General features: G+C 64.6%; 21 protein-coding genes. All 21 read right to left on the minus strand.

Going from position 1 to position 23,694, the window contains the following annotated elements:
* The 21 genes from DELCS14_RS31230 to DELCS14_RS14750 all read right to left on the minus strand — a co-directional run bounded on the left by DELCS14_RS31230 (window position 1) and on the right by DELCS14_RS14750 (window position 23,694).
* Window positions 1-504, minus strand: coding sequence for a hypothetical protein (locus tag DELCS14_RS31230; RefSeq protein WP_049801403.1), 504 nt, complete (start codon window positions 502-504; stop codon window positions 1-3).
* A 166-nt stretch (window positions 505-670) separates the two neighbouring features.
* Complete coding sequence (locus DELCS14_RS29970) at window positions 671-1,783, minus strand: hypothetical protein (protein ID WP_013802341.1); 1,113 nt, start codon at window positions 1,781-1,783, stop codon at window positions 671-673.
* 71 nt (window positions 1,784-1,854) lie between these two features.
* Window positions 1,855-2,331: a hypothetical protein gene (locus DELCS14_RS29975; protein WP_013802342.1), complete on the minus strand. Its 477-nt coding sequence runs from the start codon at window positions 2,329-2,331 to the stop codon at window positions 1,855-1,857.
* Window positions 2,328-3,311 carry a hypothetical protein gene (locus DELCS14_RS29980; protein ID WP_013802343.1) on the minus strand — a complete coding sequence of 328 codons (984 nt, stop codon included), beginning with the start codon at window positions 3,309-3,311 and terminating at the stop codon, window positions 2,328-2,330. The genes DELCS14_RS29975 and DELCS14_RS29980 overlap by 4 nt, the downstream gene beginning before the upstream one ends.
* A gap of 6 nt (window positions 3,312-3,317) precedes the next feature.
* On the minus strand, window positions 3,318-3,677 hold the full coding sequence (locus tag DELCS14_RS14670; protein ID WP_012205695.1) for a DUF4150 domain-containing protein: 360 nt from the start codon (window positions 3,675-3,677) through the stop codon (window positions 3,318-3,320).
* Complete coding sequence (locus DELCS14_RS14675; protein ID WP_013802344.1) at window positions 3,670-4,986, minus strand: DUF2169 domain-containing protein; 1,317 nt, start codon at window positions 4,984-4,986, stop codon at window positions 3,670-3,672. Before DELCS14_RS14675 ends, DELCS14_RS14670 begins: the two co-directional genes overlap by 8 nt.
* Window positions 4,987-4,996: 10 nt before the next feature.
* Entirely contained in the window at window positions 4,997-7,189 is a 2,193-nt protein-coding gene (gene tssI / locus DELCS14_RS14680) for a type VI secretion system tip protein VgrG (protein WP_013802345.1), read from the minus strand.
* A 120-nt stretch (window positions 7,190-7,309) separates the two neighbouring features.
* Entirely contained in the window at window positions 7,310-8,407 is a 1,098-nt protein-coding gene (locus DELCS14_RS14685) for a hypothetical protein (protein ID WP_013802346.1), read from the minus strand.
* Window positions 8,408-8,420: 13 nt separating this feature from the next.
* Window positions 8,421-9,593, minus strand: a complete 1,173-nt coding sequence (locus DELCS14_RS14690) for a hypothetical protein (protein WP_013802347.1) — start codon at window positions 9,591-9,593, stop codon at window positions 8,421-8,423.
* A 2-nt stretch (window positions 9,594-9,595) separates the two neighbouring features.
* Window positions 9,596-10,558, minus strand: a complete 963-nt coding sequence (locus DELCS14_RS14695; RefSeq protein ID WP_013802348.1) for a hypothetical protein — start codon at window positions 10,556-10,558, stop codon at window positions 9,596-9,598.
* 35 nt (window positions 10,559-10,593) lie between these two features.
* Window positions 10,594-12,864, minus strand: a complete 2,271-nt coding sequence (locus DELCS14_RS14700) for a S41 family peptidase (protein WP_013802349.1) — start codon at window positions 12,862-12,864, stop codon at window positions 10,594-10,596.
* Window positions 12,861-15,602, minus strand: a complete 2,742-nt coding sequence (gene tssH / locus DELCS14_RS14705) for a type VI secretion system ATPase TssH (RefSeq protein ID WP_013802350.1) — start codon at window positions 15,600-15,602, stop codon at window positions 12,861-12,863. The genes DELCS14_RS14700 and tssH overlap by 4 nt, the downstream gene beginning before the upstream one ends.
* A 51-nt stretch (window positions 15,603-15,653) precedes the next feature.
* The gene (locus DELCS14_RS14710) at window positions 15,654-16,217 is read right to left on the minus strand and encodes a hypothetical protein (RefSeq protein ID WP_013802351.1); all 564 of its coding nucleotides are present in this window, start codon (window positions 16,215-16,217) and stop codon (window positions 15,654-15,656) included.
* 4 nt (window positions 16,218-16,221) lie between these two features.
* The gene (locus DELCS14_RS31235) at window positions 16,222-16,476 is read right to left on the minus strand and encodes a hypothetical protein (protein ID WP_228676892.1); all 255 of its coding nucleotides are present in this window, start codon (window positions 16,474-16,476) and stop codon (window positions 16,222-16,224) included.
* A 370-nt stretch (window positions 16,477-16,846) separates the two neighbouring features.
* A complete protein-coding gene (locus DELCS14_RS14720; RefSeq protein WP_013802353.1) occupies window positions 16,847-17,686 on the minus strand; it encodes a hypothetical protein in 840 nt (279 codons plus the stop codon).
* Between the two features lie 24 nt (window positions 17,687-17,710).
* The gene (gene tssG, locus DELCS14_RS14725; RefSeq protein WP_013802354.1) at window positions 17,711-18,901 is read right to left on the minus strand and encodes a type VI secretion system baseplate subunit TssG; all 1,191 of its coding nucleotides are present in this window, start codon (window positions 18,899-18,901) and stop codon (window positions 17,711-17,713) included.
* The gene (gene tssF, locus DELCS14_RS14730) at window positions 18,898-20,772 is read right to left on the minus strand and encodes a type VI secretion system baseplate subunit TssF (RefSeq protein WP_012205684.1); all 1,875 of its coding nucleotides are present in this window, start codon (window positions 20,770-20,772) and stop codon (window positions 18,898-18,900) included. The genes tssG and tssF overlap by 4 nt, the downstream gene beginning before the upstream one ends.
* 23 nt (window positions 20,773-20,795) lie before the next feature.
* On the minus strand, window positions 20,796-21,350 hold the full coding sequence (gene tssE, locus DELCS14_RS14735) for a type VI secretion system baseplate subunit TssE (RefSeq protein ID WP_012205683.1): 555 nt from the start codon (window positions 21,348-21,350) through the stop codon (window positions 20,796-20,798).
* A 9-nt stretch (window positions 21,351-21,359) separates the two neighbouring features.
* A complete protein-coding gene (locus DELCS14_RS14740) occupies window positions 21,360-21,890 on the minus strand; it encodes a hypothetical protein (RefSeq protein WP_013802355.1) in 531 nt (176 codons plus the stop codon).
* A 17-nt stretch (window positions 21,891-21,907) separates the two neighbouring features.
* Entirely contained in the window at window positions 21,908-22,840 is a 933-nt protein-coding gene (locus DELCS14_RS14745) for a hypothetical protein (protein ID WP_013802356.1), read from the minus strand.
* Window positions 22,841-22,887: 47 nt separating this feature from the next.
* On the minus strand, window positions 22,888-23,694 hold the full coding sequence (locus DELCS14_RS14750) for a type VI secretion system accessory protein TagJ (RefSeq protein ID WP_013802357.1): 807 nt from the start codon (window positions 23,692-23,694) through the stop codon (window positions 22,888-22,890).

A 23,694-nucleotide genomic window follows, 5' to 3' on the forward strand; every position in this document is an offset into this window, starting at 1 on the left:
TTACTGGGCCAGGGTCTGCGGGGCGTGCTCCGGGGCATGCAGGACCACGGCAGTCAGGCGGGCGCCGGCAAAGGCGTCCAGCGGCAGTGTGCCTGGCGCGCTCCAGTGCAGGTGCAGGCGGCGGCCTGCGGTGTCGCTCAGGCCGGCGAGCAGGGGGCGGGCAAAGGGCGCGGGTGGCTTGCCCTGTGTGGCGGGGGCAGCACCCTGGCCTGCGGCGTAGCGTGCACTCCAGGTCTGCATTGTGACGGGTTCGTCCGAGCCCAGGGCGTATTTCCAATGGAATTGCACGGTGTTGCCGTCGCGGTCCTGGAGCGCGGCCAGCGGCAGGCGCCATTGCTCGGGTGCTTCGCGGCGGAAGAGGCGGGACAGGCCTTCCTTGTAGGTGATGGCCCAGAGGTCGGGTTCGGGGTGGCTGAGCGTGAACTTTTCATAGATGTCGAAATGCTCGGCTCCCACGGCCAGGGAGGGCAATGTGACGTACAGGCCTGTGTCGTCTGCCAGCACGCACCGCGAGTGGCATATCAGATTCTGTAGTCAATAAAAATGACCATTTCTTAGCAGCTGTCTCTGGAATTAATTACTCGGATAGAATTGCTGTTATGGAGTTATATTGGAAAACCCGTGAAACTTAAATGCGTGGTAAGGCTTAAAAATACAAAAGAAGCCGTTTTTATGATTTTGATGAATTATCTGGTAATACGGATTTGATATTTTCCTGTGCATGCAGTGTTATTCTGGCCAGTTGCCAATCTATTAAGCTGAAAACTGCCTGAATTATAATATTTGATGGTAGTCGCCAATACAGCGAAAAAAGCGTTTCGCTATCTGCTCTTCTGTCGAAGGGTATTGCCATTTTTCTCATCACTACATCAGGAATTTCCCCAAATGACAGGCGAAAAGGAAGCAGACCTTCATATCCGAAGGATCCGAGATCTCCTCGTCTTTTGTATGTAATGGCACTTATTGCATTTTTTGATGAATTCTTGCTGCCATCATTCATTTTTTTCAGGTAAATTATAATCCCTTGAGATCTGCTGAGAGATGAAAATTCTTCAGGGCAGTCATTGTCATCAATAGACTGATGTAGTCCATGTTTTGAAAAAAAATCCAGCACTTCCGGAGCATCGTATGCTTTTCCCAAATGAATGCTGCCAATCATGTCTGGGAACGATGCTGCTGCCGTATCAAAATTTGGTTTCAGCATAACCTTGTCATGTATATTTTTCTTTCTTATATGGACGTGAGCTAAGCATGAACTACCTTTTCCCATGAATCCAAAATTGACAATCAGGTCGTATATGTGAAAAAGCTCCACAGGAGTATCGTAAATTATTCTGCTAGCTATTGGATCTCCAAAAAAGGTGTACGCGGGATCATTTTTCTTTGTCTCCATTGTGATGCCCGACAGAAAACTGCCCTGAAATCCTTGATAGGTTTGTACGCCATTGGCGAAGAAGGCAATCTGCTCAAGCACAAACGGGTCAGAGAAGGTTATTTGCTCTGAGTGCGTTAGTTCATAATCCTCCCTTTTCTTGAAAATGAGGCAAAATCCATTCCGTTCTGATCTAATGATCAGCGAATCTTTGGACTTTTGAGTTAATTCGTATTCGGCATCTGTATCCTCCTTGTCATCTGCGTCTTCTAGTAACTCCAATTCTTCCACTGTCATCGGGCGATCATGGATGTTATATTCTTCAAGAAAATCTTCCAAACGCTGATCTTTTGAAGAGCAACCAAGGAAATTAATTAGCGCCGAGGAAATTATGGAAGATGGGGTTTTCATGATCTGAGGCGGTTTATCTGATTTTTAGCAAGTCAGATTACTAGATATGGACGCATAAATATCCTGCTTAATCAGGGGCAAAGTCCATGTTTTCTTTTGCCATTTGTAGGAACGCCAAGCTGAAAGAATTCCAATTTACCCTCTTCGAAAGCGACTGTCCATACAACTCCGTCAAGAAAATAATTATCAATCTCCGGCATTCTGCGCTTAAGTTGTCCCAGTTTTTTTTCTATCGCATCCCTGCTGTCATTTGCGTTTAAACCATAAGGTAAAGGTCCGGTGTAAATTCCATTCTTTCCGACATCTCCAGATATTCTAATTTCAAGTTGACTAAATATGAATGCGCCTTCACTTTTGGGTGCTATTCCATTTCCTTTTGCATCGATTTCGAATGACATTGAAAGACCTTGTCCTTTTATTGGGATAAGCGTGTCCAATGACCGTCCTATTTTCGGTCGGCTCTTAATGCCATTTTTGGTTAAAAACTCGTCGAACGGTTCATGCGTGCTACTATGGCCTAAAAAAATCATCAGTTCTATTGCATTCATTTCTTTGCCTTTGTTCCGTTGGTGATGGCGTCCTGAATATATTGATCCCAATCCATGTTTCTCAACTCTTGAGCAGCTTTGTCATAGGCATCCTTGCATCCATGATCCTTGTTTTCCATAGCCTTGGAGATGGCATCTGTATTCCTTTTTACAGCTTCATTGAGGTTTCCCGCATCCTGAGAGATTCTTTCAGGAGTGTTTTTATACCGCCAAGTTTGTCCTTCAGCATGAATATCTGGAGGAACAGCAATTGTGGGTGCATTGTTTCGGACAGATTTTCTAATTTCTGAAGCTTGAGCATCGCTAATTTTTACACCAGAATCCCTTAGTTCATTGATCTTGTTTTCGGCAGCTTTTTCGAGAGCGGCACCTGAAGGAGTATGGTCTTTCTCTAGCCCGCTGCCTTTGAGCGATTTTTTGTCGTTGTAAGGCACCTTTTTTCCACAGTCCTTGTGCCTTTTGGGCTTACCTTTGTCCTTTCCTCCACCCTTACCGTCTGCTTTCTTTGCACCTGTTTCCTTGGCAGCCTTCCCTGCGGCTTCTTCGCTTGCTTCTCGTCCTATTTTTTTTCCTACAGCCTCTGTTGCCGCTGCTGCTGCCTTCTTCCCATACTTGGCCCCGGTGGCCGCCATCCCCGCGCCCGGGATCATGGCTGCCGCGCTCAAGGCAGCGTTGACTTTATCGCCCTCGGCAAGATAGATCAAAGCGTTGGCGCCGTCGGCAATTTCGCCTACGCCGGGGATGAGGCCCACGACATCCAGACCTGTGTGCACAACGTCGCTGCCCCAGCGCTGCCACCAGCTTTTTTCCTGGGCGACGGGCTTGATGGCGGGAGCCGTGGCTCCGTGGAGGTTGGGGGCCGTGTCGGGGATGACCAGTCCCGAGGTGTTGCCTATCGGCCCTGGAGAAGGGTAGGCGTTGGGCTTGACCTGTGCAGTTTGTGACTGCGCTGCAGGCAGTTGTTTTTTTCTGGTGGCCATGGCGCTTCAGGGCTTCTTCCAGTTCATCCACATCTTGTCGCCGGTGCGCACGATGGCCCGGCCATTGACGTAGACGGTCTTGCTGTGGTCAATGTCGTGGCTGATGCGCATATTGGTCTGGCTGACCACGCCCTTGCCTTGTCCGGGTTCATCGCCCATGACGTTGTCGACATAGCTCTGGTTGTGAAGGTAGACAGGCTTGCCTTGCAGGAAGACGTTGGGAGAGCACTGCCTGCTCTGGTTCATCTGGTGCGTGATGGGGTAGGGCACCGGGACGCCGTTCTTGCTTGGTGTCAGGCATACATCTGGGGTGAGCGAAACGATGCGAAACCGCCCGTCCTTGGATGCGATGTTTTCGTCAGCCACGGCGTGCCTCCTGAGGTTTCGCGCGTTCGCTGGCTGCGCGCTGCATTTCGGCATCCAGTTCCATGCCTGTGCCTTTGGGCCAGGTGCCCAACTCCAGCTGCCTGACATCTGTCTTGGCGCTGATGATTGCCCGCCTGACGGTAGTCACAGTGCCAGTCGCTAAATCCAGGATCACCGTGTCTATGTTCATGGGCGCAAACATCACCACGCCCACATTCAGGCGTACCAGCAGTTGCAGCTCCTGCGTGGGTAGCTTGAAGCGGAAAATGCCCTGGTATTTGTCGGCTGGAATGAGGTTCAGGAGCATGACCTCTTCGCCACCCTGCGGGTAGTCGATCTGCTGGTCTTCCGGCGCACAGTTCCAGTAGCGGTAGTCATGATCCAAAGGACTTTTGGGCCACTGGGATTGCTTCCATGCGTCGTCATGCGTCCCGGCTAGGGAAACCCGAGGACTCCACCAGCGTCCGATGGCGCCCACGCCTACGACCGGATAGTCCTGCTGTCCGTCATAAGGCTGGTTCAAGGCCTCAATCTGCGGCGCTGCGTAGTGCTGCGCGGACTGGGGCTGCTGCTGTGTGTGGGTTTCCAGTTTCGCAATGGCTTTGTCGGCGTCGTGGACCGCCTCGGGAAGCCTGCCGCAACCAATCGGATTGGGCGTGTAGAAGGCGGGGAGCGCGTCATGCGCCTGTTGGGCGATCTCGCGTTGGGACTTTGTGATCCTGACGTCGTCCCTGTCATCCAGAAACTCCTGCAGAAGTTGCTCCTGGCGAATGACATTGGGGCCCCCGAAGGCCAGCTCATAGCACAGCGGCACCTGAGTGACCGGTTTCGGGGCGCCGGGACGCAGCGCTCCGAGGCTGGTCAGAGAGCGCTCGAATTGCCGCGGTCCGGTGACCTGAAGCGTTTTGATGATGCTGTCTGCAAACCTGAAGCCGGCCGGCCACCGCTCATGAGGCTTGCCGTCTGGCGTATATGCAAAGGCATTGGTGAGGATGACATCGCACTTTGGCTTGTAAGGAGCAAGATCGCTTTCCTGCAGCACGCTGCTGATGTTCACGTTTGCGTAGAACTCGTCTGCGGTGCAAAGCGGTGTCTGTTGCTCGGGCGGCAGGACAGTGGGCTCTATGAGATCGCCATTTTTCTGTACCGCGCGCAGCGTGTAGGAGATGCGGCTGACCATGACGTGAAAGATCTCGCCATGTGGGTCCACATGCTGGAAGTATTGGCTGGGCCAGGGCGTGTGGTTGACCACCTCCGGCAAGGGGGCGGACTCCACCGGACTGGGCATTGCGTGGGAAGGGCGCTCCATTCGGGACTCCTCAGTTCAGGTCAATACGCTTGGAGTCGAGGCCGATGTGCTTACTGCCGACCACGTCGATGTTCTTGCCATTGATGGTGATCGTGCCGTCGCTTTTCATTACCAAGCTGGCAGCGCCCACGGTGATTGAGAGCTCGTCGCCGGCCTGAATGGCGTAGCGCTTTCCTACCGTGGTCTGCTGGTTGCCCTGGACCCTGACGGAACGGTCCACCAGCACCGTCGTGCTCTGGCTCAGCCCCACATTCACCACCATGGCCGCGCCCACATTGACGTTGTAGGCGGCGCCGATGTTCACCATCTTGGCCAGGCCCACGTTCTGCATGTAGGCCAGTCCGATGGTCTCTGTCTTGAAGCTGCCCACCTTGATCGACCAGTTGTTGCCGATCTTGTCCTTCTCGTTGCGGCCTATGGTCTTGCTGCGGTTCTTGCCGATGGAGATGTTCTCGTCGATGCCGACGTCTTCATTGCGGTTGTCGCCGATGCTGATCTTCTCGTTGTGGTCCACCCGCTCCGTGCGGTTGTTGTGCACGGTGATGGTTTCGTCGCGGTCCACGGTCTCGGTGCGGTCCCGGTGGATGACGTTGGTCTCGTCACGGTCCACGGTCTTGCGCCGGTCGTTGCCCACCCATTTGTCCTCGTCGTTCTCGACTTCGGTGAGCTGGTCCTTTTGCGCATGCAGCCACAGTTGTTCGGCGCCCGCCTTGTCCTCGAAGCGGATGGCGTTGGCGTCGCCCTGGCCGTTCTTCAGGCCCGCGCCCGGTGCGCCGCCCTTGCTGGATCTTGTCTTGATGCCCGATTGCGTGGCGTTGGCCGGCAGCGCCCAGGGCGGCATGTTGGAGGCGTTGTAGACGCAGCCCATGACGATGGGGTAGTCCGGGTCGCCGTTGAGGAAGTCCACGATGACTTCCATGCCGATGCGCGGGATGTGCACCGCGCCAAAGCCCGGCCCGGCCCAGCTGGTGGCCACGCGCATCCAGCAGCTGGAGTTCTCGTTCATGCCGCCGATGCGGTCCCAGTGGAACTGGACCTTGACGCGGCCGTACTGGTCGCACCAGATCTCTTCGCCTGCGGGGCCGACGACGACGGCAGTCTGCGGGCCCGTGGTGCGCGGCTTGGCGGTAATGCGTTCGGGTTTGAAGGGCAGGCTGGTGGGCTGGGCCTGGAGCACGAATTTCTGTGTCGAGCCCTCGCCGCTGCCGCCGTCGCTGACGCGCGGGTTTTCTTCGAAGGCGTAGTTCACGGCCGTGACCAGGTAGGCCTGGTTCTGGTCGCCGCGCGGGTAGTTGTCCAGCGTGAAGGTGTAGCCCGGCGCCATGGCGCGGTGGTTGGAGCTGCCCTGCACCGTGCTCTGGCGCGTGAGGCTTTGCTGCAGGCGCACGCGGATGTAGTCCTCGCCGTCGCCGGTTTCGGTGTAGCCGCCCGGCCATTCGTAGATCTCGTAGGCGTCGTGCGCATGGCCGGGCGGGTTGCGCCGCATGTTGGACAGCTCGGCGCGGGGCTTCTTGAAGTCGTAGTCGTCGTTGTAGTGCCGGCCGGGCTTGACGCGCTGGTGCAGCTCCCAGGCGTGTATGCATTCCTCGCGCGCCACGGCGGCCTTGCCGGGCGGGTGGAAGGGGATGACGGCGCCGCCCTGCAGCGGGTCGTGCGAGGCGACGATGTCGTCGCCCAATGTCAGCACGTGCTGGCCCGCGCTGTGCTGGTGGTAGTAGCAGATGCCCTCGTGCTCCATGAGGCGCGAGACGAACTGGAAGTCCGTCTCGTTGTACTGCACGCAGTACTCCCAGGTGCGGTAGGAGCGCGTCAGGCGCTGCTGCATGGGGTGGCCGTAGATGCCCAGGACTTCGTTGATGATGTCCGGCACGGTCTTGTTCTGGAAGATGCGAAAGTCGCTGCGGCGCGTGGCCAGCCACAGCCAGGGCGACAGGCGCGCGCGGTACAGGAAGTTGCGGTGCTCGTCCTGGCCGCGCATGCCGAAGGCCGTGACCAGGCCATCGATGTAGCGTTTGCCGCCGTCCTGGGTCTCCACCACCACGGTGGCGCCCTTGCCCAGCAGGGCCTTGGGATCGATGCTGTCGCTTTCGCTGAGCAGGTCGATCTCCAGGGCGAACAGATGGCTGATTTCCTCGCGACCCTGCAGCCGGCGCAGCTGCAGCTGGTCTGCCAGGGGGGTGTTGATGGTGACTCTGCGTGTCATGGTGTCGGATCTCGCGGTGCTTGGGGTGGAAGAGGGGTCGGGGCTTCAGGCCTGGATGGCGGGGCCTGCGTGCGCCGGTCGATGAAGGGCTTGCATGGGTGGCTGGAAGGTCCTCTGCTGCTAGCGGGCTGCGTACACCAGCCCAGGACGGGCGCCGTCGGCGTCATCCTGGGCGTCATCCATGACAGGGTCGCTGTCGAAGGGCTGGCCCAGCGCAATGAACTGGTAGTTGCCGCGCCGGTCGGTGAAAACCGCCAGGCCGCCCGGCGTCAGGGCTACGTTGAACCAGTCGTTGTCGGTTCCGGGCTGGTCCGGGTCCAGCGAGCCTGGCCGGCTCCGGGCCAGCACGCTGCCGGCCAGGCTCGCCTGGTTCAACGCCCGGGTCTGCCGGCCATCCGCGCCATACAGCCGTAGCTCCCCGGTGGCTTCGACCTTGCGCAGGCCCTCGCCCAGAGGGACGGAGCGCTTCAGGCTGGCCAGCACGAACCGGCCGCCCGGCGCCAGGTGCAGGTCGGGCGGGATGTCGTTGCCACCGCTGCGGAACTCGGCCAGGTGCACGATGCGCGCCTCTGCGCCCAGTGCCAGCGCGGCGCCCATGCCGCGCTGCCCGGGCAAGGCATAGATCAACAGCACATTGCCTGCCGACCATGCCTGGGCGCTGGTCCAGGCCATCGCATCCGCTGCCGCCCAGGCCCGGGCCTGCGTGGCCATGGCGGCGGCCGGATCCTTGTCCTGGGGCTGCACGGCCAGGGTTCCGTCAGCGGCGCGGGCCAGGCGGGGCAATGCATCGAAGCTGCCCAGATTGCGCGCTTGCTGCAGCGTCCAGCCCGGCAGGGCGAAGGTCAGCAGCTGGTAGGGCTTGCGACCGTCCGCATCGGGGTCCAGCCGGCTGCTGGCGACGATGTTCACCACCCCGTCACTGCTGTCCTGCGCATCCTGCGTGACGACAGGGCGGGCAAGGCAGCCGCCAGGTCGAACTCCTGGCCGTGGCAGCGCCGCAATGGCCGCAGGGCTGCCGCTGCGCTCTGACAGTTGAAAACTGCCTGTCTTGGTTTGCTGGACCAGGTCCAGCCTGTCAACGGTGCCGTTGCAGTACACGGCGTAGAGGTAGCGGTGGGGGCTCTGGACGGGTGCTGTGGGACCCGCTGTCTCAGCCATGCCCAGGCCAGGGCACAGCAGCGCCAAGCCGATGGCGCTGGCGGTGACGCTTCGGTGCATGGAAAGGGATTGCTTATTGCGCTGCATAGACCAGACCAGGCAGCCGGCTGTCGTAGTCGTCGGCGTCCAGGCCCACGACCGGGTCCAGGCCGAAGACATGTCCCAGTTCGACGAAGCGGTAATTGCCCAGTGGATCGGCGAACACGGCCAGTCCATCCGGGGTGAGCGCGATGTTGAGCCAGTGGCCGGCCGTGCGCGGTGTGTCGCGGTCCATGTCTTCCTTGGGCATCAAGACCATGGAGGGCCCAGCGACGCGGGCATCGTTCAGCGTGGCCAGCTGGCGGCCTTGTGCGTCGTACAGGCGCATCTCGCCGGTGGCGGCCAACTGCTGCAGGCCCCGTTCCATGGGTACGAGCTTGTTCAGGGTCAACAGCACGTAGCGGCCGCCTGGCGCAAGGCGCCATCCAGGGGCCAGGCTTTGGCCGGGCAGCGCCTGCAACGGCACCGTGAGTGCGCGCTCGCGGTCCGACAGCGCAAAGCCCAAGCCGTCTGCTCCCGGGAGGCGGTAGCTCAGCAGCACGCGGCCTGCCGACGTTTCCTCCGCCCGGAGATCCTCCAGGGATTCGCCACCGGCGTATGCCCTGGCCTGCTGTGTCAACTGCGTGCGCAGGTCGCCATCCGGCTTGTGGACAGCGACAAGGGAGCCGTCTGTGGCCCGGCGCACGTGCGGCTGGCCGTTTTCGAAGCGGCCCAGGTCACGGGTTCCGAGCAAGGTCCAGCCGGGCAGGGAAAACGTCAGCAACCGATAGGACTGTCGGCCATCGGCAGCGACGCCCGTGCCATCGCCTGCCACCAGATTCACCAGGCCTGCGGCCTGATCCTGCATGTCGCCCGTAGCTGCGGGGCGAATCTGGCAGCTGTCGGCGAAGGAGGTACTTGCGCTTTGCACTGGCACCGCAGGTGGTTCGCCACTTCGCTCGGAGAGCTGAAAACTGCCTGTCTTGGTCTGGCTTTTCAGATCGATTCGATCCACTCGGCCATTGCAGTACACGGCATACAGATAGCGATACTGGCTGCGGTCTGTGGGGTCGAGTGCCTTGGCCGTGGCTGCCGTAGCGAGTGTGGCCGAACGATGTGCAGCGGGCCCCATCTGGTCGGCGCTGGAAGAGCAGCCCACGGCCATCGCTATGGCAGCCATGGCTGCGGAAGCCTTCATGAGGTGAATGACGATAGAACGGGCGGGCATGGCTAGAAGTCCTCCCTGCCCAGCACGTTTTCTACATAGTTGGGATCGCCCTTGGTGCCGCGCTCTGAAACCGGAACCTGCTCCCATTCAGCCAGTCCCAGTGTTCCAGCGGGGTTGATCGTGACAAACAGCTGACCGTCCTGCTGGCGCACGCGGTACTCGTGGAGGCCATTGGCATAGCCGTTGAAGCCGCGCAGTGTGTCGCGTTCCAACTGCTCGGCCGTGTAGTCCGGCAGTTCCACGGGAATGGCAGGCAGCCCCTGCCTTGCCCGCGCCTGGTTCCAGGCAGCCACAAGGTTGCTGAATTGCTGGCTTTTGCGCACGGTGCGCGGGTAGTTGCGGGCGAAGCGCTCCTTTTCCTGATAAAGCGTCCAGCCGCCGCGCACATTCTCTTTCCAGCTCCAGGTCTGGTCTGCGGTAGGCGGTGGCGTTGTTAGCTGGCATAGACCCACACCGCCTTTGCCGTCACTGCTGTACTTGGGCCAGTGGCCGGGAGGTGACAGGAACTGATGTAGTGAACTTTCCTGCCGCATCTTCTTGCGGAACACGACTCTGTCTGCACCGATGCCGTTGGCGAATGCTCGAATGGCCGTGCTCGATGGGTTTTGGCCCACGATGAGCCAGCTGACGCTGGCACGGCGCTCCAAGCCTCCAGCACGCAAGATGACTTGTACGGTGAGGCTGCCACCTCGCACTTCGGTGAAGGGAATGCGCCAACTGGCGTTGGCACTGGTCTGCGACGCGATGGGACTGTGCTGGGTGCGCTGCTTGTTTCCGAACCGTGTTTTGCTGACATCGCTGCCGCCGTCGTAAATCAACGTGGCCGACCATTCATAGATGGGTGTGGCTCCCGCAGGCAGTGCTTCGTTCTGCAAGACGGCAGTCACGGTAATGGTGGGCATTTGCGCATCGGCGGTGATGACGAATTGAGATCCTGCGGGTTGGCTCGTAATGGCAAGCGGCATGGTCGAAGCTCTTTGGAATCGGGTGGATTGCGGTCCTAGCGCGATGCCTGCACAGCGCGGTCGCGATCCAGATGGAGCACGGCGGCGTCCAGCAGCGGGTCGCCGCCGGACTGGACGGAGGCGGTGAAGGCCGCGTCCACGGGCACGCGCAGGCGCGGGGTCACGCCTTGGGCTTGTGTTGCGGTGTTGTTGTCGCCAGCGGGGCCGGTTTCTGCGAGCAGGGGGACTTGCACGATGAAGCCGGCCGGCAGGTGCACGCGCGTGGCGGGGCCGGTGGCGCCAGCCGTGGCGCTGGTGGCGACGATGTCGGCACGCTGGCTGTGCTGCAGCCAGGCCGCGAACAGTTCGCAGGGGCCTGCGCAGCCGGGGCTGGTGAGCACGGCGACGGGGGCCGTGAAGGGCGTGCCCGAGGCGGCCAGCGGCAGCTGGGCCGGCAGGCCCAGGCCGCCGCGGCTGCGCCAGACGCGGGCGGCGGGGTCGAACAGGCGCTGGGCGGCGTCCTGCATGCGCAGCGGCTTGTCGCGCGTGTAGAGCGAGGCCAGCATGTGGGGCACCAGCTGGTAGGCGTCATCGCCCCGGTGGGCGCGCAGGTCGATGACCAGGCCCGTGACCCTGGCCTGGGTGGCTGCGGCCAGGGCGCCCTCCCAGCGGTTGAGCTGGCCGGTGGCGCCGTCGGCAAAGCTGTCGAGGGCGATGTAGGCCAGGTTGCCGCCCTGGGCGCTGCGCAGCAGGAAGGAGGCGAGGGCGGGCTCGGCCGCAGGCAGGGCCGTGGTGGCGGCTGCGGCGGCGTCCAGGCGCAGGGTCTGCTCCTGGCTGGCCGGGGGTGCGCCCGCTGCGGTGCGCAGGCTCAGCGTGGCGGGCGTGCCCAGGTCCAGCGCCAGCAGGTCGGCGCGGCGGGCTTCGGCACCGGCGCGCAGCGAGGCGGGGGCAATGCGGTCCAGGTAGCGTGCCGGGCTTTCCCCTTCGATGGCGAGGATGTCGCTGCCGGGCTGCAGGCCCGCCTTGGCGGCGGCAGAGCCTGGCGCCACGCTGGTGATGGCGATGCGGCCGTCCTCGCGCAGCCAGGTGCGCGGCATGGGCAGGTTGACGCTGCCGCGTGCCAGCAGCTGCGGGGACAGGCCCCGGTCTGTGCGGGCAGGCCAGGCCTGGCCGCCGGGCAGCAGAACGCGGTATTGGCCATCGCCCAGGCGCTGGCCCATTTCTGCCAGGGCCTGGGCCTGTGCGGCGCTGTCGCCGCGCTCTGCGGCGGTCTGCAGGCGCTGGCCGTAGTCGGCACGCAGCTTGCCGGCATCAAAGCCGCTGGCGGCGGCCAGCGGGTGGCGCTCGGCAATGAGGCCGATGAGGGCCTGGGCCGCATCGCCTGCGCCCAGGCGGGACAGGTCGATGTCCTGCGCGGGCTGGACGGCGTGGAAGGCCAGGGCGATTTCCCGGGCGCGGTCGAAGCGCAGGCCCTGCGGCTCCAGCGTGACCACGGTGTAGCCGCGCGGCAGGGTGACCATGGGGTCGTCGGCGGTGAACAGGCGCCCGTCGGCGCCAAAGCCGGAAGGGAAGCGCTGCGTGGCATCGCTGGCCCAGACCAGCAGCTTGCCGCCCGTGGGCTCCAGGATGTCGCCGCTTTGGCGCGGCCATTCGGTGCGCACCGAGCTGGCGCGCAGCATGGCGTGCTGCTCTATGGCGTCCAGGCTGCGCCGGCCCGCGCGCTGGGGCACGTCGGCGTGGACGGACAGGGCGAAGATGCGCACGCCCCGGCCACCGGGGCGCGCGCGGCCGGTGGACAGGTCATAGGTCGTGCCTTCGGGGTCGCCGGGCAGTTCGATGGCCACGCCGGTGCTGTCGCCGCGCGGCAGGGCCAGCCATTGCGACTTGGCTGGCGCCACATGGGCGGCCTGGCGCTGCACGAGGTACGGCCCCTGGTCCATGAGCGCGACCACGGCCTGGCCGCGCCGGGCGCTGTCCGTCCAGGCGTCGCCCAGCACGGCCATGACGCGGCGTGGGCCGCCCTGGTCGTCCTGCACGGGGGCGGCGCCTGAGGGCGGCGACTGTGCCGCCTCGGGCTGGGCCTGGTTGCGATCCCACCAGGCACGGGCCTCGCTGGCGGCACCGGTGGCCGCGTTGGTGGCCGTGCTGGCCGCGCTGCGGCCGGCCTCCAGCGCCTGCTGGCCGGCCGTGGCGGCGCCCGAGGCACGCTGCACGGTGTCGGCAGCCTGGCCGATGGCGCCCAGGTCCAGCGCCTGTGCGGCCGGGGCGGCCAGCAGCGCGGCGGCAATCACTGCCGTGGTGGCGCGTGGAAGACGGCGCCCGCTCATGCGGGCTCCGCAGCGCGGGTGCGCACGTCCAGCGTGAAGTCGTCGCCGCTGGCGCCGGCGTGCAGGCTTTGCAGTTCCTGGCCTTCCACGGTGGCCTGCAGGAAGTGGGTGGCCATGCGCGGCAGCAGGTTCTGGGTGAGGATGCCGTCCACCATGCGCGCACCGGACTCGACCTCGCTGCAGCGGCGGCGCACCAAGTCCACGGCGGCTTCGTCGAAGCTGAACTGCGCGCCGTGGCGCTCTTCGATGCGCCGCTGTATGCGCAGCATCTGCAGCCGGATGATCTGCTCCAGCATGGCGTCGGAGATGGGGTAGTAGGGCACCACCGTCAGGCGGCCCAGCAGCGCGGCGGGAAAGGTCTGCAGCAGCGGCTGGCGCACGGCCTGGGCCAGGCCTTCCGGCGTGGGCGCCAGGTCCGGGTCGCGGCACATGTTGGCGATCAGGTCCGAGCCCACGTTGGAGGTCAGGATGATGACGGTGTTCTTGAAGTCGATGTAGCGGCCCTCGCCGTCTTCCATCCAGCCCTTGTCGAAGACCTGGAAGAACATCTCGTGCACGTCGGAGTGGGCCTTTTCGATTTCGTCGAGCAGAACCACGCTGTAGGGGCGGCGGCGCACGGCCTCGGTGAGCACGCCGCCTTCGCCGTAGCCCACGTAGCCCGGTGGCGCGCCCTTGAGGGTGGAGACGGTGTGCGCCTCTTGGAACTCGCTCATGTTGATGGTGATGAGGTTTTGCTCGCCGCCATACAGGGCTTCGGCCAGGGACAGCGCCGTCTCGGTCTTGCCCACGCCCGAGGGACCGGCCAGCAGGAACACGCCGATGGGCTTGCCCGGGTCGTCCAGCCGCGCGCGCGATGTCTGGATGCGGCGCGTGATGGCCTCCAGGCCATGGCGCTGGCCGATGACGCGCTTCTCCAGCGTGTCTGCCAGCGAGAGCACGGACTGCACCTCGTCGCGCACCATGCGGCCCACGGGAATGCCGGTCCACTCGGCCACGACGGCGGCGACCACGCCGGCATCGACCACGGGCTGCAGCAGCGGGGCATCGCCCTGCAGCTCGGCGAGCTGGCGGCGCAGCGCTTCCAGCGCGGCCACGCTGGGGGGCTCGGCAGGTTCGGTTGCGGTGGCTTCGGCGGCCGTTTCCTGTGCCGCAGCGGACGGGGCTGCGGCGGCGCCGGTGGAGAAGACGGGCGGCTTCAGGCCCATGAGGGCGGCCTCGGTTTCCAGGATGCGGCGCGCCAGCGCGCTTTCCTGGCCGAAGCGCTCGGCCAGCGTGGCCTGGCGGTCGCGCAGGCTGGCCAGGTCGGTTTCCAGCGCCTGCAGGCGCTCGGCCGTGGGCAGGCCGAGGGCTGCCTCGCGCAGCAGCACTTCCTGCTCCACGCCCAGGGCCTCGATGCGGCGCTGCACGGCTTCAAGCTGGGCGGGCGTGGCATGCAGGGCCATGGCCACGCGCGAGCAGGCCGTGTCCAGCAGGCTGACGGCCTTGTCGGGCAGCTGGCGCGAGGGAATGTAGCGGTGCGACAGGCTGACGGCCGCGGCCACCGCGTCTGCGGCAATGCGCACCTGATGGTGGTTTTCCAGCTTGGCGGCCACGCCGCGCAGCATGTCCACGGCGCGGGGCTCGTCGGGCTCGTGCACCTGAACGAGCTGGAAGCGGCGGGTCAGGGCCGGGTCTTTTTCGATGTATTTCTTGTACTCGGCCCAGGTGGTGGCGCCGATGGTGCGCAGCGTGCCGCGCGCCAGGGCGGGCTTGAGCAGGTTGGCGGCATCGCCCGTGCCGGCCTGGCCGCCCGCGCCCACCAGGGTGTGGACTTCGTCGATGAAGAGCACGATGGGCGTGGTGCTGGACTGCACGGCGTCCAGCAGGCCGCGCAGGCGGTTCTCGAACTCGCCCTTCATGCTGGCGCCGGCCTGCAGCAGGCCCACGTCCAGCACGCGCAGCTCCACGCCCTGCAGCGGCGGCGGCACGTCGCCCTGGGCGATGCGCAGGGCCAGGCCTTCGACCACGGCGGTTTTGCCCACGCCGGCCTCGCCAACCAGGATGGGGTTGTTCTGGCGGCGGCGCAGCAGGATGTCCACCATCTGGCGCACTTCGTCGTCGCGGCCCGTGACCGGGTCCAGTTCGCCGGCCTTGGCGCGGGCCGTCAGGTCCACCGTGTACTGCTGCAGCGCACCGCCCTGGCCGGGCGCGGCGCCCGTGGCCTGGCTGGCTTCGCCCGGCGTGCCTTCGAGCCCGCTGCCATCGGCCGCGCGCATGCGTGCCTCGGGCGAGTCGGGCAGCAGGCGGGCGAAGGCATCGCTGAGCGCGGGCTCGGAGATCTTGTCGAATTCGCGCGAGATGGAGCGCAGCTCATTGGCCAGCGAGCGCGTGCGCACCATGCCCGACAGCAGATAGGCGCTGCGGATCTGGCTGTCGTTGAACATGAGCGTGGCATAGACCCAGCCGCGCTCGATGGCGGTCTCTATGTGCTCGGAGAAGTCGCTGATCGAGGTGGCGCCGCGGGGCAGCTGGTCCAGACGGCGCAGCACATCGGCGGCCAGGCGGTCGGAGGCGATGTCGAAGTGGCGCAGGATGCGGATCAGGTCGCAATCGTTTTCCTGCAGCAGCTGGTGCAGCCAGTGCACCAGCTCCACATAGGGATTGCCGCGCAGCTTGCAGAACACGGTGGCGCCTTCCAGCGACTTGAACAGCAGCGGGTTGAGCTTGCCGAAGAGGGATTGGCGGCTGATTTCTGTCATGGGTCTTGGGTGCTTAAAAAGAAGGGATAAATGGGCGGTCGGAATTGCCGGCTAGCGGCGGGGGCGGACTTCGACCTTGCGGCCCTTGGCCTGGCACTGCGCCAGCAGCCGGTCGACCCAGGCGCGTTCGACGAGGAAGCTGCTGCCGATGGTTTCCTGCGCCGTTTCACGGACGTCGGTGGCGAGGTGAATAGCCTTGGCTTCGGACAAGGCATCGCCATCCCATTGCGCTTCATCCGGCGATGGTTTGGCGGTGAAGCGGCGCTGTCCCAGATTGGCGATCTGGCCACCTTCGAGCCAGACCATCCAGACCGACGATCGCGCAGGGACTGCGCTGCGGTTGTGCTGTTGCACGAAGCAAAAGCGCTGGAGGGCTGCAGGCTTTCCGTGGCCAGTCGATGCCTGGCGGCTCTTCAAATGGATACGCAGGGCGGCTGGAGAAGGAATCAGGGATTGCGCCGGACGCGAGAAATCGGAGGCCCGCCCGCTTTCAGGCGCTGCCAGCGAAGGCAGGGCCAATCCCGCCAGGGTGGCCAGCAGACACCTTGCGAGCAGGCGACGGCCTTGCCTGAAACGGCATGGCCCGAGGAAGCGGTTGCGTCCGATATGCGGCATGCGGCTATCGGGCAGGAGCCACTTTGATGGTGCGGCCCTTGGCCTTGCACTGCGCCAGCAGTCTGTTCACCCAGGCGCGTTCGACGAGAAAGCTGCTGCCGTAGATTTCCTCTGCCGTTTCACGGACGTCTGTGGCGAGGTGGATGGACTTGCTTCGTGCCAAGCCTTGGCCGTCTTCTTCAGCCTCTTGCGCCGTCGCGTGGACCTGGGCCGGCAGCCGACCCAGATTGAGAATCTCGCCGCCGTCTTGCCAGATCATCCAGACGAAGGGTCCTGGATCTTCAGGTGGCGTGGAGCGCTGCTGGACAAAGCAAAAGTGCTGGGGCCTCCCCGCCATGGATGTGCCTGCACGCCTTTCCTTGAGCTGAAGGTAGGCGCGCAGCACGGTGGGCGAGGGGATGCTTGCCTTGCTGGGGCGCGAAAAGTCGGCGGGAACGGGATCTCGGGGTGCTGCTGGTGTTGGCGTAGCGGTGGGGTTGTCTGCCGTTTCAGATGTATGGGCAGGCGCGGAGACAGACAGAGCCAGCGTGGCCACTAGACATGCAGTCCATCGTATGCGGCAGGCGGGTAGCCAGGAACTCTTGGGTTGTGGCATGGGCATGGTGTCGGGAGTTGGTGGGACAGGGTCTTCAGTCCTGCTTGCGCAGTCGGGCATGCGTGTAGAAGGTGTTGCCCATGAGCGTGGCGTGCACCTTGAAATCCGGACCGGGCGAACCACTGCCTTCCGATCGCCAGGCATACAGGCCGGTGCTTGTGGGATCCGCAGCGAGCGGTTCGGAGGCAACAGTGATGGCCGCTTGTACAAACTGCTGGTACGCCGTCCGCTTGCCATGCAGGCCGTTGTTGGCGATCTGCAGGTAGTCCGTGAGGTTTTCCTGCATGTTTTGGTTCAGCGTGGGATAGGTCGGAAAGCCATGGAACTGCACCATGCCTCGGTCGTTGGCCTTGATGATGTCGGCGATGGTGGTTGCACCGCGGGCCATGAACTCCTCGGGCTTGCCGCTCTTGAGCCGGTTCTCGATGACGCGGCGCATCCAGCGCATGGACGTCAGGACGTCGGAAGCTTTCCATGCGACGTTTCGGGGGGCGCCGTCTGGCGAGAAGTTCTCGGCCAGCAGCAGGCGTACCAGCATCCCCTCCGTCGTCTTCTCCGCAGGCAGCGAAATGCTTTTCTCCACCTGCACGGTGATGGCTGCGGGCATGACGCTGAGCCCGGTTCCCTGCACCGCCACGATGCTGAGCTTGGTGAGCCCGGGCTGCTGCGCCACGAAGTCAAATTGCCAGCTGTCGGCGCGGGCGTTGTGTACGGGGGGCTGGGCCGCAAGAATGCTGGGCGCATCGATCCTGGTGCCCAGCTTGTAGGTCTTTGCGACGGCCTCGATCTTGACGCGCAGACGGTTGCCTTCGACCAGTGTCAGCGTGGAAGGGACCGGGGCGTTGTGCGGGAACTTGATCTGTACGGTGGGCATGTGTGCGAGCAGGGAAGTGGTGATTCAGTGGTTCGGTGATTCAGTGGTTCGAGGGCTGGGGCCGGGGCGCCGGCCCCGCACGGGCTGGCGGCGCTGGCGCAGCCAGGCTTCGGGGTCCAGGCGGAAGTCGCGCGCGTCCTGGGCGGGCTCGGCGTGGGTGAGCCAGGTGGTCCAGCCCAGCTGGGTGCTGCTGCCCAGCCGGGCGGCAGGCACTTCCTGGCGGCGCAGCACCAGCACGTAGTCCCAGGCGAATTCGATGCCCAGGTAGTTGCGCACCCAGTCCACCAGGGTCTGGAACAGTGCGGCCTGGGGCAGCAGCTGCCGGTATTGCTCCAGACCCAGCGGGCCGAGCACCAGGCGGAACTTGCTTTGCGCATCGGGCACGCGCGAGCCCACGACGGCGTCCACGCCCAGGCGCGAGTTGCAGGGGCGGCCCTGCAGCCGGGTCTGCTGCTCGGGCTCCAGCTCCAGGTGGTGCAGGCAGTTTTCTTCCAGCTTCACGGGAATCTGGAAGTAGTGCGACAGGGCCTGGCACAGTCCTTCGGGGTTGCGCGTCCAGCGGGTCAGATGGCCGGCCATGAAGCGCTTGGCGTGGTCTGGCACGTCGTCGCGCGCGCGCTGGCTGGGCAGGCCGGCGCCTATGAAACTGTCTATGTAGCGGCCAAAGGGGTCTTCGCCCGGGCGGTCCAGCGATGCGGTGGGCTGTGCGTCCGACCAAGCGCGGAACAGCAGCAGCAGCATGCGGTGGTGAAAGATGTCGGAAAAGCGTGCCAGCGTGGCGTCGTCATGCTGGCGCAGGCGCTCGCGCACGTATTCGGTGATGTGCGTGGGCAGCGGACCGTTGGGGCCGTAGAGGCCAAAGTTCCAGACCGTCATGCGCTCGGGCTCGCCGGCGCGCGAGGGCAGGATTTCGGCAATGGTGGCGGGGGCGAAGGCCAGCGACGGGTCCTGGCCCAGGCGCAGCGGCTCGTCCTTGGGGCGCGTGGCCTGGCCCAGGCGCGGCAGCGCGGGATGGCGCGCCTGCAGGTAGCGCAGGCTGTGCATCAGGTCGAACTGGTAGGGCTTGGCGCTCAGGCGCTGCCAGAACAGGCGCGCCCGGGCGTCGTCGGGCCCGGCGGCCTGCACGGGCGCACGCGCGGGCGCCGGAGCTTGAGCCGGAGCCGCAGACTGGAGGTGTTCCGGTTCGGGCAGGGGGGCGTGGGCGGCATTGCTCATATGCCGGGCCTTTGTCCGGGGCGCGGAGTCCAGCGCGCGACGGGGCCGCGCTGGCGCGAGTGCAGCTGCAGCTCGGTGAAGCTGTTGACGCCCACATGGCGGGCGAAGAATCGCTCCAGCACATTCGACAGGGGCCAGGGGCTGACGCCGGCCATGGCCGGCTCGTCCACGCTCAGGTGTACGCCCACGCCGCGGCCGTAGACCAGCTGGCGGTGCTGGGGCAGGCGGCGCGTGATGGGTTCGATGCGCATGCCCTGGATGGCGGCGATCTGCCCGGCCAGCTGGTGGTTGCCCAGGTCCAGGTACAGGCGCAGCAGCTCCTGCAGCGTGGCCGCGCCTTCCTCGTCGGACAGATCGGTCATGGCCAGGTAGTTCAGGCTCAGGTGGGAGATCAATCGCCAGGTCAGGCCTCCGTCGGCCACGGCGGGGATGGGCGCGCTGGGGCCGGCGATGGCGCGGGCCCATTCCACGGGCGCCGATTCCTGCAGCGCAAAGTCGCCGCCCGGCTGGTTGACGCGCATGAGCAGGGGCAGGTCGCGGTTGGTGCACAGGGTGTGCATGGACAGCTGCTTGAGGTCGTCGGAGAACGGGGCCTCGCGCTGGTCCACCAGGGAGATGAAGACTTCCGAGCCCAGGTACTGCGTGCGCGGGCCGCTGCGCAGGCTGCGCTCGGAAAACAGCCGGGGCTCGCGCCGCGTGGTGAAGTAGGCCTGCTCGGTGGAGTGCAGGCCGTGCGTGGATGCGTACAGCGGCGCGAATTCGCGGTCCTGGGTCTTGCCTTCGTGGTGGCCGGTGACTGCCTGCACGCCGTAGACCTCGAAGTCCAGCGGCCGCGTGCGGTCGGGGATGACGTGGTACTCGTGCACGTTGGAGGCCACATGCAGGCGGTCCGCCGTGTACTCGAACAGGTTGATGGCCGGAATGCAGTGCATCAGCAGCTTGGCCGCGTCGATCTGCGGCTCCAGCGTGGGCGCGGCGCGGCGCAGCAGCACGGTGATGCCCACGCCGTCATGGGCAATGCGGCGCATGCTGCGCGACAGGCCGTTGATCGAGAAGAACCGCTGCCGTGCGGGAAACGCAAAGTACTCGTGCAGCAGACGGTGGCCCTGGAAGGCGCGGTGCGAATAGGGAATCAGCGCCTGCTCGCTGTCATGGCCTTCGGCGCGCAGTGCATCGGGCTGCAGCACGTCCCAGACCTGGCGCGGGTCCTGCGGGTGGTGGACCACGATGGCCAGCGTCTGCGTGTGGATGAGCTCCTGCAGGTGGGAGGCGACGACATCGCCCGCATGGATGTAGACCCACAGCTGGTCCATCGCCAGCTGCATGCACTGCGAGGCGTCCAGCGTGGCCAGCTGCAGGCGCAGGTGGCCGCCGGCCTCGCCCAGCTGGGGCACCAGCGCATGGGGCAGGTCCAGCGCCGGGCCGCCCAGGCGCGCCTGGCGTATCTCCAGCGGCCACAGCGTCAGCGGCCCGCCGGTGCGGAATTCGCAGATGGTCTGCTCTTCCTGTGACTTGTGGGTGCGCAGCACGCTGCCAGAGGGCAGGGTGAAGCCGTCCACGAGGTTGCCTTCCTTGGCGCTGGGCTTGAGCTGGACCACCACCATGGATGGCGTGGGCGCCAGGTAGTGGGGGCAGACCATTTCCATCATGCGCTGGGACAGGCGCGGAAACTCCGCATCCATCTTCAGCTGGATGCGCGCGCTCAGAAAGCTGAAGCCTTCCAGCAGGCGCTCCACATAGGGGTCGGCCACATCGGTGTCGTGCAGGGAAAGGCGGCCCGCCACCTTGGGGAAGGCGGCGGCGAACTCGGCGCCCAGCTCGCGCAGATAGGCCAGTTCGCGGTTGTAGTACTCGACGAGGCGGGGATTCATGGTGTGTGTGGCGGCGTCCGGGCTCAGGCCCTGAGGTTTTGCAGCGAGACCTGGCCGGTCTCCAGGTCCAGGCTGGTCTTGAGCAGCAGCTCCAGCGGATAGGGCATGGACCAGAACTGGCAGCGGATCTCGAACTGCAGCGTGTTGTGGTGGTTGAGCTGCTCGGTGGAGGCCAGCAGCGTCACGGCCAGAGTCTTGGGCAGGATGCGCGGCTCGAAGGCCAGGATGCTTTCGCGGATGCTGCGCTCCACATGGCTCCAGTCCAGCTCGGAAAGCAGCTGGCCGGCCAGCGGCGGCATGCCGTAGTTGATGACCGAGCGCTGCACATGCTCCAGCCCCTCCATCTCCACGTGGTCCCAGGCATCGCGCGCATTGAGCAGCCAGCCCAGGTCGCGCAGCAGGGCCTCGCGCAGGCGGGATTCGTTCACGAAGACCGCATCGGGCCGCTCGGTGCGCAGATGGGGCTCATGGTCGGTCAGCCGGTCCAGCAGGGCGGGCTGCAGCCGGTCCTTGGCTGCGGTCGCCTGGTTCTGGCGCGTGCGCAGCGTGGGCATGGGGTTGAGGGGACTGGGGCGCATGCAGGGTCCTCAGGAGCTGAAGTGGCTGGAAAGGGAGGGCAGGCTGGAGGACTCTTTCCCCCGCAGCGCCTGCTCATTCACCCATTCCCGGCTTTTGCCGCGCACGCACCATGCGGGGTTGCTGACCCAGTCGGTGAAGTACATGCTGGGATGGCCTTGAAGGATGTTGCAGCGCTCGTATCCCATCCGGGGCATGGCGTAGTGCTGCAGTGGCGCAATCACCAGAAAGGACACGGCAATGGAAAGCACATTGATGGCGAGGACGCCCATCAGTGCGTACTCCACCTTCTTGAGCACGGTCTTGCTGCAGGGAATGGCATTGGCGATGACCGCTGCAACCATCACCAGCGGGAAGGCCAGCGCTGTGATGGCCAGTGGCGACAGCGGCGTGATCCTGACGGCGGGCGCGCGATCGAGCAGGCCCCGGATGTCGGGCGCAATCTCCGCCAGCACCAGGTACGCATTGGCCGCGAGCAGGGCCATGCCAAGGGGGATGGCCCAGATGGCGTTCCTGCGGTTCTGGCGGACGCGGTCTTGCATGGAGTATTCGGTCCCTGTCACTTCTGACGGTTGATGCTGCACAAGAGGCCGGTACTGCCGGGGCCGGGCGCGCAGGCGATGTCGCCGTCGGGCTGCTGACCGTTGTCCTGGTTCAGCTTCTTCCATTCGGGCGACTGGGTGTTGACGCGGTACAGGCCTTGAGGCGTGTCATCGGTCAGGGATTTCAGGGCGGAAATCACCTTTTGCTTGATCTGCCATTTCTGGTCGGCTGCATTCAGCGCCATGCCTGTGACCAGCACGGCCACGGCCATGGCGGCCAGCGGGAGCACGGCCACGGCGGTGGCGCCAGCCACGGCAGCGCCTATGCCAAGGCCCACCATGGTGGCCAGGCCGGCCTTGACGGCCTCCACGCCAATGCCGCCGACCAGGTCGTGCATGGTCTTTTCGTCGTTGAACATGAAGTCCAGCGACTCGATGAGGCTGGAGACCACCACGCCCAGGATGAAGCCGCCCCTGGCCACGTTCTGCAGCCCGCGCATGCCCAGGCCCATCTGCACCATGCGCGGGTTGGAGGCCAGGTAGCGCGTGCCGCGCAGCAGGTGGCCGCGCAGGCCCGCATGGCCCCTGATGATGATGTAGGTGCCGCTGGACGTGGTCTTGACGTAGGAGCCCACGCCGGCCATGCCCAGGGCCTGCAGGGTTCTGGCGATCATGTAGGCATCCATGGAGCCTAGGGCCGCAGGCGCGACCCAGGGCTCGTCCACGTTGGGACTCATCACCTTGGTCCAGTACTCGCCCAGCGGCGTCTGCGCCAGGATGGCGTGCAGCCGGGAGGCGAGCCGCGGGTCGATGCGTGCCTTGTCCGCGAGGATGCCCAGGTACTCCAGGGGCGTGAGCACCAGGACATCCAGCTGGCGCCGTTCCATCTCATCAGCGATGGACTTGGCGTAGTTGACTTGGAAGAGGGTGAAGGCAATCGATGCGGACATTGTGGGCAGGTGTCTGGTCTTGCGGGTGATGAAAAAGGGGCGGGGTATCAGGCAGCGGTGCTCAGCGTGAGCTGGCGCACCTGCAGCATGGGAAAGTCCTCGGAGTCGGTGACCCAGGTGCGCTGGCCGTGGCCGGCGACGTGGCCCGAGGATTCGTCAGGATCGGAGGCATCTGTGTCCAGCGGGCTCCACTGCGTGCGGCGCGACATGCGGACGGCGTCGTCATCGCCGGGCGCCAGCGGATAGCGCGCAGGCATGAAGCCCTGCAGCGCGCCGCCCTCGCGCAGCGTGACCTCGCAGGGCAGCCAGATCAGGTCGCGCAGGTCCTGCACGGGCTCGAAGCCGATCTGTGCAATGGCGTCGAAGGGCAGCCAGTAGTAGCTGCCGTGGGCCAGCAGCTCGCAGACGGGGCCGAGGCGGGTATCGCTGTCGGCCAGCCATTCGAAGCGGTGCTCGCCCATGTGGCCTGCGGTGGCGGGCGCCTCGTCCAGGGCGCGGGCGCGCAGGTCCTGGGCAGCTGCTCCTTCATGGGCCAGGGCGTCGATCAGGCAGGCCAGCCATTGCGCGGGCTCGCCCATGAGAAAGGGCTTTTTCTTGCCGGCGAAGACCTCGGCGCGCAGCACTTCGCAGCGGATGGCCTCGCGGTAGGCGCGCGCCATGGGCTCGCACGACGGGTCGAGCTGGGCGCACAGCTGCAACTGCTCCAGCGCCTTTTGCCATTCGCCCAGCACGCACAGCAGCTGGAAGTAGTAGACGCGCAGGGGCGCCGAGGCCGGGGCCTGGCGGATCTGGTCCTTCAGGGCCTTGAGTTGCTCGTCCAGGGAAAGCTGTGAGGTGAAGCTGGGTAGGGGCAT

Origin of the sequence: Delftia sp. Cs1-4, assembly GCF_000214395.1 — a bacterium.
Lineage (GTDB): Bacteria > Pseudomonadota > Gammaproteobacteria > Burkholderiales > Burkholderiaceae_C > Comamonas > Comamonas acidovorans.

Bases quoted from the DNA above. Each gene is read 5' to 3' on its own strand.
- DELCS14_RS14710 (WP_013802351.1), bottom strand. From the start codon at position 16,217: ATGCCGCATATCGGACGCAACCGCTTCCTCGGGCCATGCCGTTTCAGG.
- tssH (WP_013802350.1), bottom strand. From the start codon at position 15,602: ATGACAGAAATCAGCCGCCAATCCCTCTTCGGCAAGCTCAACCCGCTG.
- DELCS14_RS29975 (WP_013802342.1), bottom strand. From the start codon at position 2,331: ATGAATGCAATAGAACTGATGATTTTTTTAGGCCATAGTAGCACGCAT.
- DELCS14_RS14720 (WP_013802353.1), bottom strand. From the start codon at position 17,686: ATGCCCACCGTACAGATCAAGTTCCCGCACAACGCCCCGGTCCCTTCC.
- tssI (WP_013802345.1), bottom strand. From the start codon at position 7,189: ATGACACGCAGAGTCACCATCAACACCCCCCTGGCAGACCAGCTGCAG.
- DELCS14_RS14740 (WP_013802355.1), bottom strand. From the start codon at position 21,890: ATGCAAGACCGCGTCCGCCAGAACCGCAGGAACGCCATCTGGGCCATC.
- DELCS14_RS14685 (WP_013802346.1), bottom strand. From the start codon at position 8,407: ATGCACCGAAGCGTCACCGCCAGCGCCATCGGCTTGGCGCTGCTGTGC.
- DELCS14_RS14695 (WP_013802348.1), bottom strand. From the start codon at position 10,558: ATGCCGCTTGCCATTACGAGCCAACCCGCAGGATCTCAATTCGTCATC.
- DELCS14_RS14675 (WP_013802344.1), bottom strand. From the start codon at position 4,986: ATGGAGCGCCCTTCCCACGCAATGCCCAGTCCGGTGGAGTCCGCCCCC.
- DELCS14_RS14690 (WP_013802347.1), bottom strand. From the start codon at position 9,593: ATGCCCGCCCGTTCTATCGTCATTCACCTCATGAAGGCTTCCGCAGCC.
- tssE (WP_012205683.1), bottom strand. From the start codon at position 21,350: ATGCGCCCCAGTCCCCTCAACCCCATGCCCACGCTGCGCACGCGCCAG.
- DELCS14_RS14750 (WP_013802357.1), bottom strand. From the start codon at position 23,694: ATGCCCCTACCCAGCTTCACCTCACAGCTTTCCCTGGACGAGCAACTC.
- tssF (WP_012205684.1), bottom strand. From the start codon at position 20,772: ATGAATCCCCGCCTCGTCGAGTACTACAACCGCGAACTGGCCTATCTG.
- DELCS14_RS14700 (WP_013802349.1), bottom strand. From the start codon at position 12,864: ATGAGCGGGCGCCGTCTTCCACGCGCCACCACGGCAGTGATTGCCGCC.
- DELCS14_RS29980 (WP_013802343.1), bottom strand. From the start codon at position 3,311: ATGGCCACCAGAAAAAAACAACTGCCTGCAGCGCAGTCACAAACTGCA.
- tssG (WP_013802354.1), bottom strand. From the start codon at position 18,901: ATGAGCAATGCCGCCCACGCCCCCCTGCCCGAACCGGAACACCTCCAG.
- DELCS14_RS31235 (WP_228676892.1), bottom strand. From the start codon at position 16,476: ATGATCTGGCAAGACGGCGGCGAGATTCTCAATCTGGGTCGGCTGCCG.
- DELCS14_RS14745 (WP_013802356.1), bottom strand. From the start codon at position 22,840: ATGTCCGCATCGATTGCCTTCACCCTCTTCCAAGTCAACTACGCCAAG.
- DELCS14_RS29970 (WP_013802341.1), bottom strand. From the start codon at position 1,783: ATGAAAACCCCATCTTCCATAATTTCCTCGGCGCTAATTAATTTCCTT.